Below are 17,818 nucleotides of genomic sequence, written 5' to 3'. Positions count from 1 at the left end.
TTGTCAGTCGTAATGCTAATGATGAAATAAAAACTACAGACTGGTATCAAGATTACCGTTACTGGTTTGAAAACGAAACCAGTTTTAAAAATTTACATAAACGAAGAGATTTTAAAGTTTTAACACAAGAGGAGCAAGAACAGAGAATTGAAAGATTGTTTTATGAAATAGTATTACCTATTGAGAAAGATAAATTTTATTATTATTTATTAAGTTATAATCAGGAATTGATCCAGATAAAATCTGGAGATAAAAATCAAGCTCGTGCTTTTTTAGGATATGAATTTAAAGAAGGAAGACAGGCAGGAATGGAACTTGATAGAGATCAAAATGGTAATCATAAAACTCTATTATATGATGAAATAGAACAATTTAATCCTGAAAAAGTAAATTACTATATTTATCAATCTTTTTTAGGCAATTTAGAAAGTCCTGTTGATGCTATTAAGGATTATGTTTCCATCGTTGATTTAGTTGATTGTATTGATTTTAAAAGAGTTACGTTTGAAAAACAAATACAATTTATAGAAAAACCTACACTTAAAATTAAATCAAAATATCAACTTGTTACATTTTTGTGTATAGCTACTCTTGAGTATGGTAGTGCTTTACCTGAAAATCAGAGAATACAAGGTCAATATCCAGTCATGGGATCTAATGGTATTGTGGGTTATCATAATGAATATTTAATTCAATCTCCTGCTATCATTGTAGGACGTAAAGGTTCTGCGGGAAAAGTTAATTATATCGAGAAAAACTGTTTTCCTATTGATACTACATTTTATGTTAATCTTAAAAGCGAAGATACTTTACCTAAATACTTTTATTACTTACTAAATTCTATTAATTTACAAAATTTAGTAGCAGGTATAGGAGTTCCAGGACTTAATAGAAATTTGGTTTATAATATTAAATTACCTTTAACTCCCAAGGAAATACAAGAACAAATCGTTCAAGAAATTGAAGTATTAGAAAATAGAGAACAAGAACTAAAAAATAATATTGAGGAATTACAAACACATATCCAAGTAATATTAAATCATTCCTTTAATACTGCACCTAAAATAAAACTATCTCAAGCAGCATTTTTAGAAAGAGGTCGTTTTAGTTATCGTCCTAGAAATGCACCTCATTTATATCAAGATGGTACATATCCTTTTATTCAAACAGGAGATGTAGCTAAGGTCAAGGGAAGAAATATTATCTATTCTCAAACATTAAATGAGGAAGGATTAAAAGTTAGTAAGCTATTTGAACCAGAAACTATTTTAATTACAATTGCGGCTAATATTGGAAGTACAGCGATTTTAACTTATCCTGCTTGTTTTCCTGATAGTATTGTTAGTATTAAACCTAATGAACAAATGAATATTGATTACTTGGAATATTATTTAAGAACTCAACAACAATACTTAAATGATATTGCACCTCAAAAAGCACAAAAGAATATCAATTTAGAAATACTTCGTCCTTTATTGGTTGCTTGTCCTGAAAAAAATGAACAAGATAGAATTATTAATGAAGTGTTAGATATGGAGAAATATATCCAAAATTATGAACAAGAAATTCAAGCTATACCACAACAAAAAGAAGCAATATTACAAAAATATTTATAAAAATCAAGCCAGCTATCAGGAGTCAGCTTTATACATTCTGACTCCTGACTCGGTAACTCCTAACTTCAATCATATAACCAAGTATTTTTAGAAAAATCTTCACTATCTTGATTTGGTTTTTCTTGAAGTCTTTCTATGGATCTATGGGATTTTTTGTATTGAATGGATTTGGAAATTTGACTAGTTTGTTGACTAGGTTTTTTAAAAACTTTGATTTCTTCTAACAACTGAGAATTAGAATCTGCTAATTGTAATGCTGTTTGTTTCGTTTCATAAAGTTCTTCTGTTAAGCGTTCTGTTAATGCTTTCTTTTCAGAAATTACCATTTGTAAAGCACTAATTTTTTCAATGAGAGTAGATTCTTTTTGTTTTAATGTATCCACTGTTTTTTGCAATTCTTTTATAATTGCTTCTAGTTCCGACTGAGTTTTAATTGTGGTAATGGGAGTTTCAGGGGTTTGTATTTGTGGTTCTAATACTGGTTCAGCAATAATTTCAATTATTGGTTCACCTTGAAGGGGTATAAATTTCTTGGTTTCTTCCTGTGTTAAATTAGAGATATTTTTTTTAGCCATGAGATTATGAACTCCAATTATATTGTTATTATTCAAGTATAAACCTGGAAGTGACAAAAAAACATAGATACCCAACTTCTTCCATAAATATGATATGAATTGATCTGGATTTATCTGACACAGAGTCGTTCCAGCTTAAAATCTTGATGACTGTGAGTATCAGCAACGTTAAATATCAAACTGTCTTCACTTCCAAGTTTTCTGAAGTGATTTCTAAAGTTGATAAAACTTCTTCCTCAAATAATTCTAAATCAAACCAAAAAGTAGTACCAATACCAACCTCGCTGACTAAATTAACCTGACTGTGATGTCTGTCAATAATATTTCTGACAATTGATAAACCTAAACCTGTTCCTTCCAGGGTATGAACCCTATTTTCCACGCGAAAGAAGCGGTCAAAAATCGCTTGTTGATCTTCTGGTGCTATCCCAATTCCTGTATCACCGATTTCAATTCTCACTTTACCAGGTTGATGATGAGAATTAGAATTATCATCTAGTTGATAAGCTCTGATGACTACCTTACCACCTGCGGGAGTAAATTTGAGAGCATTACCAATTAAATTACCAAAAACTTGCAATAATAAATCGTAATTTCCTAAAACTAAAGGTAAATTAGGAGTTAATTCCTGGAATAGTTCCACACCCTTATCTTTAGCATTAAGTTGATAGGTACGTAATGTTTGTTCTAGTGCTTGTGGTAAATCTACTTTATCAAAATTATAAGTCCGTCCAGATTCAAGTTTTGATAAATCCAAAACGTCATTAACCAAACGGGTAAGTCTGTCAGTTTCATTATTAACTGTTTGCAAAAATTCCTGTCGTTCTTCAATTCCTAAATCTTCACCATAATCATGTAAGGTTTCAATATAGGTTTTGATATTAAATAATGGTGTTCGTAATTCGTGGGAAATATTGCTGATAAATTGGCTTTTGGCTTCATTTAATTCTACTTCACGAGTAATATCCTGGACAGTAATAGCTATACCTTTAATACTTTCCCGTTGTAGGTTTAAAACAGTTGTTAAAAGAATGCGAACTGTGCGTTGAGTTGGTTGTTTAAGTGGGATACGAAATTCAGCACTTTCACATTCACCGGCGGCCATTTCATATAAAGTCCGGGATATTTCCATTTGCACACTTTGGGGTAAATGGCGTAAAATATTATTACCAACAACATCCATATTTTCCCAATTAAAAATGCGTCTGGCCGTGGGATTAACTAATATCACCTGCATATTATTATCAATCAACACTGCACCATCAGCAATGGTAGAAACTAAGGTTTCTAACTTAGCTTTTTCTGCGGTTAATTCTTCAATATTTTGTTCTTCATAGCGTTCTAAACGTTCGGCCATTTCATTAAAACTAAGAATTAGTTCACCTAATTCACCTCCTAATGGTATATTTATGCGTTGTTTAAAATTACCAGCAGCAATTTGTTTGACACCTACGAGTAATTCCTTGATAGGTTTAGTAATGGTCAAAGCATTAATTACCCCCGCTAAAATTACCATTACCCAAATCGTGATAAAAACCGCCAGGGTAACATCACGGGTGAAATTAGTGGATATGACAGCGGTTTGGTTGGGATTAATACCCACTGCTAATATACCTAAGTATTTTTTATTGACTATCAAGGGAACAAATACATCTGTAACTATCCCGTCAGGAGTATTATGTTGTCTAACCAGAGGCTGATATTCATCACCAGGATAATCTTCTGGTAATTGTATCCGGCGCTTAATACTCAGGGAATCTTCTACCTCAGGCTCCCAAAAAGGAATACCAAAGAAGATTTCCCCAGTTTTCTCAGCGTAAAGCAGATAACGGACGCTGGTGGTGGTACTATAAAAGCGTTGAGAAAATTGGGCTACCTCAGTCAAGTTATGATCAGCAATTAGGGGGGCGACATTAGCTGCTAACAATAACCCTAAATCACGGCCAAAGCGGGTATCATTAAAACGTGCATCTTGTTGAATTGTGTTCACAGCCCAGAATGTCAAACCACTCATGACCAGGGAAACCGTCAAGGTAGCGACGGCTAGAAGTTTAGTCTGAAGGGTGAACTCTGACCACCAATTAGCGATCGCTTTTGATACACCTGAAGCAAATTCATCTCGGAAATTTCTGAAAAGAGCCAGCATTTTAAAATTCACTTGTTAGTAGTTCCTTGTTTTCTATCCCAAAAACTCAAAATCAAGGGTTAATTTCCTGAAATTTCTAGGAATTGAGGTTGGGGACAGAATATACTTTTTCCTTTACCTCTTCTTTCTTTATTTAACTATGTTTTTAGCCTGATCATGAAAACTCTGATGTTTAGCTTCATTAAATACCCAAATCCCCGATTTCTATGAAAAGTCAGGGATCTATATCACTTTTTCACTTCTTTACTAAAATATAAACATTTGTATATTCAGGTAATTTATGAATGTACTGCTGAAAATCTTTTTCACTCGCAAAAGTTCCCGCTAAAAAATCAAGTTGATAAAGGTTTGGTAAAAATGCTCCACCTGTATCCGCAATTACGCCCATTTTTAACTGTTTTTTCCCACTCTGATTATCTTCAATCACAATTATTCTCCCTAAACCAATATTCAGAACATCTCCAGCAAATGTTACTCCTGGTTTAATGGATATTTTGGCATCTATTTTATATCCATAGCCTTTAATTGCATCAACTTCTTTAAAATACCAGTACCGCTTTTGTGAAGTTGCTTTTACTCCCCGAATATAAGACATTCCATTATTTTTATCTACATTTAAAAATTCTTTAGTTCCATCAGTAAAATTAACTAATACTGTTCCCTGCATTAGTGCTGCTTCTAAACCGTTTCTGGTTAAATAAGCAATAGGTTTAACTTTACCAAATTCTTTACCTCCTGGTTCATAAATACCTGACAAAACATCTTGTTTTGTATATTTAGTGTAAAATTTATCCTGGCTTAATTCTTGTTTCAAAGCATAAACTGGTGTATTATATTCAGAGGTTTTTTCTCGAGAACCAGGATGGATAAAAGCCGCATATTTTGTAATTCTTAATTGTTTCTGTTGAGGATTTTCTGGGTTATGCGCTGACCATTTAATCACGCGAAAATTGGCGTTAATAAAATTTGGATCTTGTAACCTAGTTGTTCGTTTGTTAGCAATATCTTCTTCTAAAACTGCGATCATGAAATCTAATGTTTTCAGAATATCTTTAACTGTAACTCCTTGAGTTATTAATATTCCCGTCCTTTGAATATCTGGATCTTCTGAAGCATATTTTTGAAAATATTCTCTGGTATTTGTGAGTACGGATAATAAATCAGTCTGATTAAAATTTATTTGATTATTTGGTAATTTTCCCGTTGTTAATACCTGATGAGAATTGATACTATATTGATATTGTTTCCATTCATTAATCACTGAATACAATATAGATTTATAAGATGGTTTTTGACTCAATAAATTATTAGATAATCCTACAATTGGATAATCTACTATTGGGGACAATGATAAATTTTCTGTAGTCTGTTGTTTTTGAATTGGCTGTTTATTCATGAAACCAACTACCAATAAACTGGTAATAAATGCTGTAATTTTTAATTTTTGATTGAATAAGATCCGCATAATTTATCAAGATAAACAATGATTACCCTCTATTCTAACATTATTCCCTGTTATGGGTTAAGTATTCTCAACCGTCGTAATAATCTCGTCAGTGGTGGTTCGGGTTTGAGTTTAAAGGCTAGAATTTGAGTCTGCTGTAACCCTCTGAAATTATTATCGCTGATCAGAATCAGGGATTGTTCTCCGCTGGGTAATTTTGCTCCCAAGGTTAATCCTTCAATATTATCTAATGATACATCCAAGTTCCGTAGATCTAATAATAGTTTTTTCTCTACTGGTTTAATTTCAGAGGTGTCAACTTTTGCAATGCTGTCGAAATTACGAATATCCGTAGCGTTGTTTAAGGAAATCTGAAATAAAAAAATTGTAAATCCGAAACCTGTAAAACTTCTTTCTATACTGATAAAATGACCTTGATTATCAAGTGCTAATAAATCTGATAAACCACTAGCAAATTTACCAGTAGGATTAAAGAAAGGTTTGACGGGTTGCGTCTGGTAGAGAAATTCCCGTTCTGGTTGCTTGGTTAAGAGGTTATATTCTAAAATCCGACAAGAAGTACCAATACCGCTTTTAGCTTCTTTACCATCTTGAATTAAAGCGTTTTCGCTGGCTGTAAACAGAAATTTTTCATCAGGTGTTATGCTGAGACTTTCAAAACCTAAGTTACTGCGGATACCTTTTTTCTTTTGTGGATCTGGTAAAAATTTATCTGGTATGGGTAGGGTACTAATTGTTTGTCCAGAAGCCAGGGAAAATTCATCAATAAAGGGATTTACTTGATTGTATATATTACCTTCAGATGAGACAAATATAGTATTTTTACTTGTAAATGCAATTCCTTCTGTATCACTAGTATTAAGTGAAAATGGTTGATTATTTGTATTTAATAAGTTTGTTACATTTACGGGAGTAACGCCATTATCAGTTAATTTACCTTGGCTGAGGTCAATTTTAAATGTATAAAAACGAGGAGGTGCTTTTCTCCCTGTATCATCGGAAATTGCGTAATATAAATTATTTTTAGCATCATAAGTAATTCCCGATAAACCACCAATTTCAGTTTTTTGGAAAGATAAGCCTGTGGGTAGGGTGGCTTCTCCAATAAATTCTACACTACTGATGATTAAAGAGGGAGAGGGGAAATGACTAAAGAAAGAACCGATAAGAATGATCACGAGGAACAGTTTCTGGGGCTTGGGGAGACGTATTATAAACATAAAATAATAGAAGTAAAATTTTTTATAGGTTTATTACCACATTACCACAATCACCTGGAAAAAAAACTAACTAGCCAATCTTTAACGGTACGGGTGGCGCGACAGTCATCTTCATTGTACTCTTGAATTATTGATAATAACGTGCGATCGCCTGTTTCTAACCACTGATCATACCAATAAATACATTTAGCCCCATTAGCTTCCTGTTCACGCCATTCAAAACCTAGCCAACGAGCGATAGTTTTTAATGCGTAACTATCTATTGGTAAGGCTACGCTTTGAGTTAATTGTTCATATATGTCAATAAACCGATTGAGGACGGGACGGATTTCGCTATAGGGTGTATGGTAAAGTTTCCCAAGGCGTTGAACTGTATCGAATTCATAAGCACAAAAATGATAAATTGGTGCTTGCGGGTATTGACTGACTAAAGCTAAAAATTGCTGCCAAATTAATTGCTCTTGATCTGGTGTTTCGGCTAAAAAGGAGTAAAATTGTTCAGTGTTGGCAATTCTATCCACAACTAAAACACCTAAAAGATAATTTAAGTTTAAGTCTGGCTGGGCTTCAATATCAAAATAAAGTTCAATAGGGGCTACAAAAGTCAGATATTCTGGAGAACAAGGATCAGGAAGGGTTAAAGGTTGTTTAGTTAACACAGATTGGGCTTGAATAACTAATTTACCAGCTATATTACTATCAAACCCTGTCAGATTTTCTAAGTTGCTGGGTTGGGTACAAGCAAGTGCTTCTAAACTGGTAATATCCAGGTTTTGCAGTTGTGTGTAGCGAATAGGTGTTACACCTGGTAACAAAGAAAGGTGTTGTTGAGCTTGAGCGATTCCATAACAATGATTATACCAATGACAAAGGTTACATTTTTGCCGGGAAATAAAAACTTCCGGCGGATTTACTGAATCAATTACTTGAGTATATTCATCGAGAATATCCAGCATTTGTGGTATCCATTTATCTAAATCCACCAAATGTGTTTTGTCTTTATTTCGCAATATCAGCCCTGCTTTTTCCAAAATTATATCCTGAACCGTGGCTAAAACTTGGGCATGAAAAGCAATCACTACTTGATATTCTTGTTTAGGACGTTTACCCAATTCAATATTCACCGGCACATAGTTCCAGTTTCCAAACCGGGATTTTCCCGGCTGTTTGACAAGTAAATCCGGGCGACTAAGTAAGCTATATTTTTCATTATAAGTAGTTAATAGTACACCATGATGAATATAACTTACACCTCGCTGCATTAATTCTATAGTAGCTGCTGCTCCTGCTTGCCAATTTCCTGAAGGATAATCAGGCTCATAGTAACTTAATTTTGTGACTATTCGCTGATGATTCAGGTTTTTATCTTGTTGTAACTTTAATACCAACTCATTGCGAATATCTCGCTGATGATAATCACCGTGAGTGTCTAAAAAAGAACGTCGCTGACAGCGTTGAAATTGTAGTAAAAGTTGAGCATTAATTAACATCCTTTTAAATTAACAATAATTTAGAGGATATGGAAGTACCTGTAACCGCAAAATTAATTATATTTTTCATGATCCAAGGGAGTGGCTAATGGATAAACTGGAGAAGTGATCAATATGTAACAATATGTAAATTTATGATCTATCTCCTGATAAATTATGGTATCATGAAGACTCTATGCGGGTGTAATTCAGTGGTAGAATGTCATCTTCCCATGGTGAACGTCGTGGGTTCGAGTCCCATCGCCCGCTTTTAATAATTAGAGAAGATTTGATTCAGATGGCGTTGCTGATTTGAGGTATGAAAATGATTTTTGATGGTTTCAAAACCCTTGTAGAGACGTTCCTCATGTAGGGATTCTCGGCTCTACACCTAAATTCATACCTGGTTTCAGCAACGCCCTTATGGTGTTAAAACATCCTCTTATAGCCATTCCCATTCAAGTGAGGTAAAGTAGTAATAATTGAACGCAGATGGACGCAAATAAACGCAGATAATTTTGTACTTCATTAGACTGGGAAACGCTATATTTCTCTGATTTCATCGTTGCTATTTCTCTATATTTTCGATTATAAGATGTAATAGGAAGCTTAAAGGCTGACTGAATAGGCTTTGCATGATTTATTAGTATTTATATACTACTAAAGAGGTAGAATTTAGTATTACCAATTAGTGGCATTAAGTGGGTAGAATATGACAACAGTATTATAAAGTAGGTATAGCCAGCACGTGAAGATATTTGTATATCACACCCCCGAATTGACCCCCATTGATACAGTACCAGAATGCGCGATCGCTGTTGACGTTCTGCGGGCAACTAGTACAATGGCCACAGTTTTAGCCGCTGGAGGTGAAGCTGTGCAGGTTTTCAGCGACTTAAATCAACTTATGACGGTGAGTGAAGCATGGCCTCCAGAAAAACGATTAAGAGCCGGAGAACGGGGTGGTGCTAAAGTGGCTGGTTTTGACTTAGGTAACTCACCCTTGGATTGTACAGCAGATTTAGTCGCAGGACGACGGTTATTTATTAGTACCACCAATGGTACAAGGGCTTTACAAAGAATAGAAAAAGCTCCCATTGTTATTGCAGCAGCTTTGATTAATCGGGCGGCGGTGGTGAAGTTTCTCTTAGAAAAGCAACCGGAAACAGTGTGGATTGTTGGTTCTGGTTGGGAGGGTAGTTACTCTTTAGAGGATACAGTATGTGCTGGTGCGATCGCTCATAGTATTTGGCAAAAAACTAATTCTTCTCTAGAGGAAATTAGTGGTAATGATGAATTGATTAGTGCAATCGCTCTTTATTCCCAATGGGAAAATGACTTATTAGGACTACTAAATCAAGCTAGTCATGGTCAACGATTATTGCGTTTACAATGTTTAGAAGACATGAAATATTGTTCTCAAACTGACATTTTAGATGTTTTGCCAATTCAGCAAGAACCAGGTGTTTTAAAGAGTTGGAATCAGTAATCTAAAAATTCTTTTTTCTCAACAATTAATTGATCTGAATTGGGATTGACAAGATTTGAGAATGTCCCGGATTTGATTTAATTATCTGTATTTTTTCATCCTGATCATCCTGAAATCCTGCATATCCTGATTCAGACATTTTTATCTATGATATAGGACTCCTATTTGATCAGGACTTACGCAAAATATCTCTCAAATCCTCATTTCTCCGTGACCTCTGTGCCTCTGTGGTTCGTTATTCCATGAATCTTGCGTAAGTCCTATTGATTTTTGATAACTTGCGTGGCGTAGCCATACAAGACTCAGTAGGTATTAATTCTGTCTTTCTTCCTGTGTTCCCTCTTCCCTGTCACCTCTTCCCTGTTCCCTGTAACCTGTAACCTGTCACCTGTCACCTGTCACCTCTTCCCTTATTACTGAATAGTTGACAGCGGTACACCTAACCAACCGACAAAGTTCTCCATTTCCCTAGAAGAGGGATTTTCCACAGATTTAAGTTGATATTTACCAGGAATTGCTGCTGCTAGGGTGATAGAATAAGTCCGCAATTCATCTTGATGGAAAACAGTAACTTGGATCAAATCATTTGCTTGATAATCCTTCAATCTTTCATTTAACTGATTTCCTACCCTAATTCCATCAATAGCTAATAATTCATCTCCTGCATCAATTCCTGCTTTTTGTGCCGGTGAATCTGCTTCTACGAATTTAATTATTTCTCGACCATTTTCGCTATTTATCCTCACACCTAAATAAGGTTCTTCGTTCTTTTCTTCTACTAATTGTAAACCAAAATGTTGCAAATGGCGATTAAATGGTAAATCTTCGAGTCCATGGAGATAACGTTTAAAGAAATCTCCTAAATCCATACCCGCTACAGATTCAATTACCTCCTCTAATTGTTCGGGAGTATAGCCAATTTCTGCCTTGCCAAATTGCTGCCACATTTGCCGCATGACATCATCTAAAGAACGTTTATTTCCATGATGAACGCGAATTAATAAATCTAACAAAAGTGATACCATTTCCCCTTTTAAATAATAGGAGATTTGGGAATTACCACTATTAGCATCTGGACGATAAAGTTTAATCCAAGCGTCAAAACTTGACTCAGATAAAGGTTGTACTTTGCGTCCGGGAGTCATCAAATATCTGGTAATTTCCTTACTCAAATAATTCAAATATGCCTGGGTATTATAAATACCTGCCCGTAAAGGAATAATTAAATCATAATAACTGGTTGTTCCCTCACAAAACCATAAAGATGGTGTATAGTTTTCCTGATCATAGGCGATTATCTCTAAACCTTGGGGACGAATTCTTTTCACATTCCATAAATGAAAAAATTCATGGGCAACTAATTGTAAAAATGGCTCATATTTATCTGGAGTCTGAAATCCAAATCTTTGATAAATTAAAGAACAAGAATTTTTATGTTCTAAACCACCAAAAGCTTGCTGAAATAAATGCAGTAAAAACACATATCTATCATAAGGTAAACCACCAAACATTTGTGCTTCTACTTCAATGATTTTTTGGAAATCATTAATCATTTTTTGTGGTTGAAAATTACCTTTTCCCCAAATTGCTAACTCATGGGGTTTATCCAAAACCTCAAACTTATATAATTGATGACAACCAATTTCAAAAGGACTATCAACTAAAGTATCAAAATCTGCGGCTAAAAAAGTATTTTTTGTCTCCGAAACGGTTGGTAAAGCAGTGGTTATTTGCCATTGGGGGTGAGGAGGAATCACAGTTATTTTTAAGGGTAAATTCTGCCAATTAGGGATTCTAAAAAACAGTGCTGCACCATTAAAATAACCGTGAGTGGCATCTAAATGATTTGTTCTTACTGATAGTTCATTAGCAAAAATACGATAAGATATAGTTACCTGGGAAATATCACCTTTTTCTACTTGCCAATGATTTTTACTAACTTTTCGCCAGGGTAAATGTTCAGTATTCGCAAAAGCGGTAAAGTCTTGTAAATTTCTGGCATATTCGCGCACTAAATATGATCCAGGTGTCCACACTGGCATTTTTAAATCAAGAATTTCTGAAGGATAATTAATAATGTCTAATGTCACTTCAAACAGATGGATTTCTGGTTGAGACATTGCCACTAAATAATGAATTTGGGGAGATATTTCTGCAATTTGAGTATTTAAATGTGGTGCGGTTGGTTTAGTCATCTTGTTTCAGGTAAAATTGTTAATATACACCAAAAGATTTTCGACTCTGTTTCCTATTCTCTATTTGTTGGTGGGGGTAATTCATGAATTACCCGACTGTTTTCTATAAGTCCTGTAATTCATGATCACACATCTAAATCACAGAAAATGAATATTATTTCCCCTGACTGGGTTTGAGAGAAAATAACATCTCCATTTCAGTCTTTGATTTACTAGGGCTATTCACGGTCACACCAACGCCACGCATAGAACTTAAAATCGCCAGAGTATCTGGAGTTAGGGGTTGACTTTGGGGGGCTAAACGTTTAATTATGTCCGTGGTTTTGTCCATATCTAAATAGAAATAACCACTATTGGGTTTTGGCAAAGAACCTGTAACCTTTTTAAAGGTATCACTCTGATCAAGTGCTGTACCTTGACGATTTGCTAGAGTTTCCGCAATTGGTCCGCCAATAGCTAGAAATACGGTATCATTATCTAGCCAACCATGGGAAACAAGAGCGCCTTGTAGGGGAATTTGCCATTCTGTAATGTTTTTACCACCGATATTTTTTTGGGCAATATTGAGAGATTGTTGTTTAGCAAGATTATCAAGTTTAGTGAGAGTGGCTTCAGCAGTTTTGCGATCGCTTGTATCTAATACTAATGCACCTCCAAAACCGACATTAGCTAATAAACCTTGATTAGATTTTACAGCACCTAAGCCAAATTCTCCATTCATCCACCCAAAAATATCTTTATCTAAATCAATTTGTGCGGTTTTTAGTTGTGTCCGAGCTTGTTGGATTCCTTGATTTAATTCAGGATAATCTTGAGATTGTTGCACAAAGGTTTGCCAACTTTTACTAATACCTTGTCCACTAGCTAAAGCGAAGGTTTCACTAGGAAATTGTCCCACAATTTTTGCCGAAGTAGTTTGATATTCAAATTTATTCAGTTGGGGATCTAAATTCACAGTTGCTTTTAATCTCAGTCCTGCATCATCTACTCCCACACCGGCTACCAATGATTTCACTTGCTTAATTTGTGCTAGAGCTTGGGGAGGTAATTGTTGAGACTGGGAATTTAATTTTTGTATCATGTTGGCATAATCGGGGACATAAATTTGAGCCAGACTATTTTTAACATCCACACCTTTACTGAGAATATCGTATGCACCTTCTTTGTTTGCAAAGGAAGGTTCACCTTTATAGGTATCAATGGCTTTTTCTACAGTTTGTTTATTTGCTGTTAACAGCAAGTGGTCATTATTCAAAACGGTTGTATATTGTGGTTGACCTTGACCTTTGGTTTCGATAATTTTTTCACCTTTATAGTCTGATTCCTTAGCTGTGATGTTTTGTGCTACTTTTAACTTATTAGCAAATTTCAGCGCAGCTATTTTGTCCTTAATACCTACTACTAATAAAATATTTGGTGCAGAGGGTGAGCCTAAGTAGTCTGTTGTTTTTTTGGGGGGTGGTGTCTTTTTTTCATCTGGTGGTAGTACTGCAATCATCACACTACCAACCCAAGGTTTGATATCTGCTTCGTAGGAAATATTACTATCATTCCATATTTGTTGGTTAAAATCCTTTAACCCTTTTGTTACTAACTTCTGTGCTTCAGGTGTACCAAATTGGTGCAACTTATGCCACGATTCAGGATTAGTGTCAATATAAGTTGCCATTAACGCGGTTTGTGGTACTAATTTAGCATTACCTAAAGGGCTAGAGCTATCTGTATTACCCTTTAGATATATATAAGCTGCTATACCACCTGCTAAGATTACAGCAGTACCAATTACGGGAATTAAAAACGATGATTTCTTGTCAGACATTAGTGAACTATCCTAATTTTATTGAAATTTGTGACAGATGATAGGAAATACTAATCATCCACAACAGATGGAAAACAAGTAGATTTTGGGATTTTCCTCACTTTACTTAATGCCGGCAGATATGGTATATTGAGTATAAAAGAGTTAAACACACCCCGATCATAAACACAGTTTACAATCAAGTGGTAGAAAAACTTTAACTCATCGGTTTTCAAGCTTTAACCATTTTTTATGACTAATTTCCGTTAAATTAACCGTATTTACCGATAAAATCTGGAGTTTATGCTCACCAATGAATTGGAATTAGCTTTAAATAATACTCCTCTATCGTTAGAATTGATTCCGCAAATGATATCTTATTGCTTTAGCAACAACTCACATTCCTCTAGACGGTTCAGGACTATAAGGCTAGTAATAATCAATGTCGCAGTTTCATTTTGATATCGAAAAAACCGGACATAAACGGTTTGAGTTACCAGGAGCAAAACCACACTATAACCCTGACCGACCCGGACAGGTAGAACATATTTTTTTGGATCTGAGTTTGGATATCCCCAACCAAAGATGCTACGGAACTTGTAGTATTCGCTTATTACCGATTCGTAATTGTATTGATAGGTTAACTTTAGATGCTGTCAATCTCCAGATTAAATCGGTACAAGTGGATGAAGTTGAGCAAAATTTTGAATATGATGGGGAAAAGCTCTGTATTTACCTATCACAACCTACACAAATCGGTCTTCGTCTGATAATTGCGATTAATTACTGTGCTGAAAAACCCCAGCGGGGAATTTACTTTATTCAACCAGACAAACACTACCCCGACAAACCCACCCAAGTCTGGACTCAAGGAGAAGACGAAGACTCTCGCTACTGGTTTCCTTGTTTCGACTACCCGGGACAGTTATCAACTTCGGAAATTCGCGTTTGTGTTCCTAAACCCTTGGTTGCTATCTCCAACGGGGAACTAATTGACACGGTAGAAGCAGGAAAACATAACAGCTACCATTGGTCACAACAACAAGTTCATCCTACTTACTTAATGACTTTGGCCGTTGGTGACTTTGCGGAAATTCGGGATGAGTGGCATAATAAACCCGTTACCTATTACGTCGAGAAAGGACGAGTCGCAGACGCTCGACGCAGTATGGGTAAAACTCCCCAAATGATTGAGTTTTTAAGCGAAAAGTATGGTTATCCTTACCCTTTCCCTAAATATGCTCAAGTTTGTGTAGATGACTTTATTTTTGGAGGAATGGAAAATACTTCCACCACTCTATTAACTGACAGATGCTTACTAGACGAACGAGCCATATTAGACAACCGTAATACTGAAAGTTTAGTCGTCCACGAACTCGCACACCAATGGTTTGGAGATTTGGTAGTCATTAAACATTGGTCCCACGCTTGGATTAAGGAAGGTATGGCTTCTTATTCTGAGGTAATGTGGACAGAACAGGAATATGGTCCCCAAGAAGCCGCATATTACCGTTTATCGGAAGCGCGAAGTTATTTTAATGAAGATAGCAGTCGCTACCGTAGACCAATGGTAACTCATGTTTACCGAGAAGCGATCGAACTTTATGACCGCCATATTTATGAAAAAGGATCTTGTGTTTATCACATGATGCGGGCAGAATTGGGAGATGAGCTATTTTGGCCAGCTATCCAAACTTTTGTCCAGGACAATGCTCACCGCACTGTGGAAACTATAGATTTATTAAGAGCCATTGAAAAAGCCACTGGACGGAATTTGGCTTTCCTTTTTGATCAATATGTCTTTCGCGGTGGACATCCTGACTTTAAACTAGCTTATTCCTGGGATAGTGATGCAAATTTGGCGAAGGTGACAGTCACCCAAACCCAAGCTAAAGCCGAAAGTAAGGATTTATTTAATCTCAAAATTCCTATTGGTTTTGGATATAAGGAAAATCCACAGCTAACAACTTTTACCGTGCGGGTACATGACAAAGAACAAAGTTTTTACTTTCCTTTAACAGAAAAACCCGATTTTATTAGTTTTGATGTGGGGAATAATTACTTAAAAACCGTTACTTTAGAATACCCAATTTCTGAATTGAAAGCCCAGTTAGAATTTGATCCCCACCCCATTTCTCGCATTTATGCAGCAGAAGCTTTAGCGAAAAAAGGCGGATTAGAAGCAACTCAAGCTCTATCCTCTGCTTTGAAAAATGATCCATTCTGGGGTGTGCGTGTTGAAGCTGCTAAACAATTAGCAGAAATTCAATTAGATCAAGCCTTTGATGGTTTGGTGCTTGGCTTAAATGATCCTAGTCCTTTTGTGCGTCGAGCCGTGATTAGTGCTTTATCACAAATAAAAACTCATAATAGCTATAAGGCTGTAAAGGGTTTTGTCCAGAATGGGGATGACAGCTATTATGTAGAAGCTGCCGCTTGTAGAACTGTTGGGGCTATAGCAGCGGCGCATTTAGAAGATAAACCCCATGAAGATAAAGTAATTAAACTGCTAAAATCTGTATTAGAGGAAAGAGCGGGTTGGAATGAAGTAGTTCGTAGTGGAGCTATAGCTGGTTTAGCTGAATTTAAAGCCTCGGAAGCAGCTTTAAATTTAATCCTGGAATACACAAAAATAGGTGTACCACAACCCTTACGGCTCTCCGCAATTCGCGCTGTCGGGAAAATTTCCACTGGCCAAACTCCTGCTAATATAGAAAGGATTTTAGATCGATTATCGGAAATCGCCAGGGAAACATTCTTTTTAACTCAGGTAGCAGTTTTGACAGCCTTGGGACAAATGGAAACCCCAAAAGCCATTGGTATTTTGCAATCTTTAGCGAATCAAACCGCAGATGGGCGCGTCCGTCGCTACGCTGAAGAAGAAATAGCCAAAGTGCAAAAGAATATTGGCACAGACAAAACCCTGAAGCAATTACGGGAGGAACTAGATCAAATCAAACAGCAAAATCAGGAATTGAAAAGCCGTTTGGAAAATCTAGAAGCCAAATCAAAGTAAATAAGCTGTTACCCAGCTAAATTCTACAATCCTGACGTGGCTAAATCTTGTGGTGCGGGCATCCTGCCCGCTATAATTATCGTTAGGTAGTTATTACTTTAAGTGGTGTAACTTTCTTTTTCTTAATCAGGATCACGAAAATGGCAAGGAATCAACTAAAATTAAACTTGACTCCTTGAGATTCCTAAATACATTTGTTTAGGCACACTTGCAGAGACGCAGGAAGATTATAAAGAAGCAAGGGTAAATTTACAAACAGCCTTAGAGATATATATTGAATATAAAGATGAATATTGGGGGAATATTGCGAGGGAGAATTTAGAGAGATTACCAGAGTGATGCTAAAAGATAGAGTTTTCAGATTTATTCAGACGCTATCTTTATGGGATTAACAGCTATTATTTCCGAGTAACGAGCAAAATCCTTGGTGTTAAATGTCAGAATGTGAGTTATCCCATGAACAAGCATTGCAGCTACAAGTTTCGCATCATGCACATTGATACCAATGACAGAATGAGTAATAACAAGCCCTTCCCATTCTGAATAAACTGCTTCGGTGTCTAAAGCAAGATGAAAAATAGTTTTTAATCGTTTTATTTCTACTTCTGCTTCTATTGCTGTACGTCCTAATCCATTTCTCTCAATGGGACGAGTGTAAACATTCCAAAACTCAATTAAGTTTTGCGGGACGATATGTAATGTTTCTCCCTGGCCTAGCAATTTATTGATAGCATTGACAGCATCACTATTCATGGGATGAGATAAATCAACGCTACGTAATAATACAGCACTTATCGGTGTTATGAGGTACATATCTAGCGGGCAAGAT

At 35.7% G+C, this 17,818-nt stretch carries 11 protein-coding genes and 1 tRNA gene; 4 read left to right on the top strand and 8 right to left on the bottom strand.

Annotation, left to right across the window (positions count from 1 at the left end; translation table 11 throughout):
• Positions 1-1,616: restriction endonuclease subunit S (locus ACIR310F_RS0106275; protein ID WP_196803172.1), on the top strand; the 1,616-nt coding region annotated here is incomplete at its 5' end.
• 65 nt (positions 1,617-1,681) lie between these two features.
• Here the strand turns inward: ACIR310F_RS0106275 and ACIR310F_RS0106270 are convergent.
• The 5 genes from ACIR310F_RS0106270 to ACIR310F_RS0106250 form a co-directional block, all read right to left on the bottom strand.
• Entirely contained in the window at positions 1,682-2,191 is a 510-nt protein-coding gene (locus ACIR310F_RS0106270; RefSeq protein ID WP_028083074.1) for a hypothetical protein, read from the bottom strand.
• A gap of 175 nt (positions 2,192-2,366) precedes the next feature.
• Positions 2,367-4,337 carry a two-component system sensor histidine kinase NblS gene (nblS, locus tag ACIR310F_RS0106265; RefSeq protein ID WP_028083073.1) on the bottom strand — a complete coding sequence of 657 codons (1,971 nt, stop codon included), beginning with the start codon at positions 4,335-4,337 and terminating at the stop codon, positions 2,367-2,369.
• Between the two features lie 235 nt (positions 4,338-4,572).
• Entirely contained in the window at positions 4,573-5,802 is a 1,230-nt protein-coding gene (locus ACIR310F_RS0106260) for a hypothetical protein (protein WP_028083072.1), read from the bottom strand.
• Between the two features lie 50 nt (positions 5,803-5,852).
• Positions 5,853-7,022, bottom strand: coding sequence for an esterase-like activity of phytase family protein (locus tag ACIR310F_RS0106255; protein WP_028083071.1), 1,170 nt, complete (start codon positions 7,020-7,022; stop codon positions 5,853-5,855).
• Between the two features lie 50 nt (positions 7,023-7,072).
• A complete protein-coding gene (locus tag ACIR310F_RS0106250) occupies positions 7,073-8,512 on the bottom strand; it encodes a TM0106 family RecB-like putative nuclease (protein ID WP_028083070.1) in 1,440 nt (479 codons plus the stop codon).
• Between the two features lie 177 nt (positions 8,513-8,689).
• On the opposite strand from ACIR310F_RS0106250, the gene ACIR310F_RS0106245 reads away from it, so the two are divergent.
• A tRNA-Gly gene (locus ACIR310F_RS0106245) sits at positions 8,690-8,761 on the top strand.
• Positions 8,762-9,239: 478 nt separating this feature from the next.
• A complete protein-coding gene (locus tag ACIR310F_RS0106240; protein ID WP_028083069.1) occupies positions 9,240-9,980 on the top strand; it encodes a 2-phosphosulfolactate phosphatase family protein in 741 nt (246 codons plus the stop codon).
• Positions 9,981-10,393: 413 nt separating this feature from the next.
• Here ACIR310F_RS0106240 and ACIR310F_RS0106235 read toward each other — a convergent pair whose 3' ends face one another.
• Both ACIR310F_RS0106235 and ACIR310F_RS0106230 read right to left on the bottom strand, forming a co-directional pair.
• The gene (locus tag ACIR310F_RS0106235) at positions 10,394-12,175 is read right to left on the bottom strand and encodes a M61 family metallopeptidase (RefSeq protein WP_028083068.1); all 1,782 of its coding nucleotides are present in this window, start codon (positions 12,173-12,175) and stop codon (positions 10,394-10,396) included.
• 154 nt (positions 12,176-12,329) lie between these two features.
• Positions 12,330-13,994: a DUF3352 domain-containing protein gene (locus ACIR310F_RS0106230; protein WP_028083067.1), complete on the bottom strand. Its 1,665-nt coding sequence runs from the start codon at positions 13,992-13,994 to the stop codon at positions 12,330-12,332.
• Between the two features lie 421 nt (positions 13,995-14,415).
• On the opposite strand from ACIR310F_RS0106230, the gene ACIR310F_RS0106225 reads away from it, so the two are divergent.
• Positions 14,416-16,989 carry a M1 family metallopeptidase gene (locus ACIR310F_RS0106225; RefSeq protein ID WP_028083066.1) on the top strand — a complete coding sequence of 858 codons (2,574 nt, stop codon included), beginning with the start codon at positions 14,416-14,418 and terminating at the stop codon, positions 16,987-16,989.
• Between the two features lie 363 nt (positions 16,990-17,352).
• Here the strand turns inward: ACIR310F_RS0106225 and ACIR310F_RS0106220 are convergent.
• A partial coding sequence (locus tag ACIR310F_RS0106220) for a type II toxin-antitoxin system VapC family toxin (protein ID WP_331271303.1) occupies positions 17,353-17,818 on the bottom strand: 466 nt, incomplete at its 5' end.

The organism is Dolichospermum circinale AWQC310F (assembly GCF_000426925.1).
GTDB lineage: Bacteria > Cyanobacteriota > Cyanobacteriia > Cyanobacteriales > Nostocaceae > Dolichospermum > Dolichospermum circinale.
The sequence above is the reverse complement of the archived record's forward strand: the minus strand, read 5'-3'. Positions and strand labels throughout refer to the sequence as shown.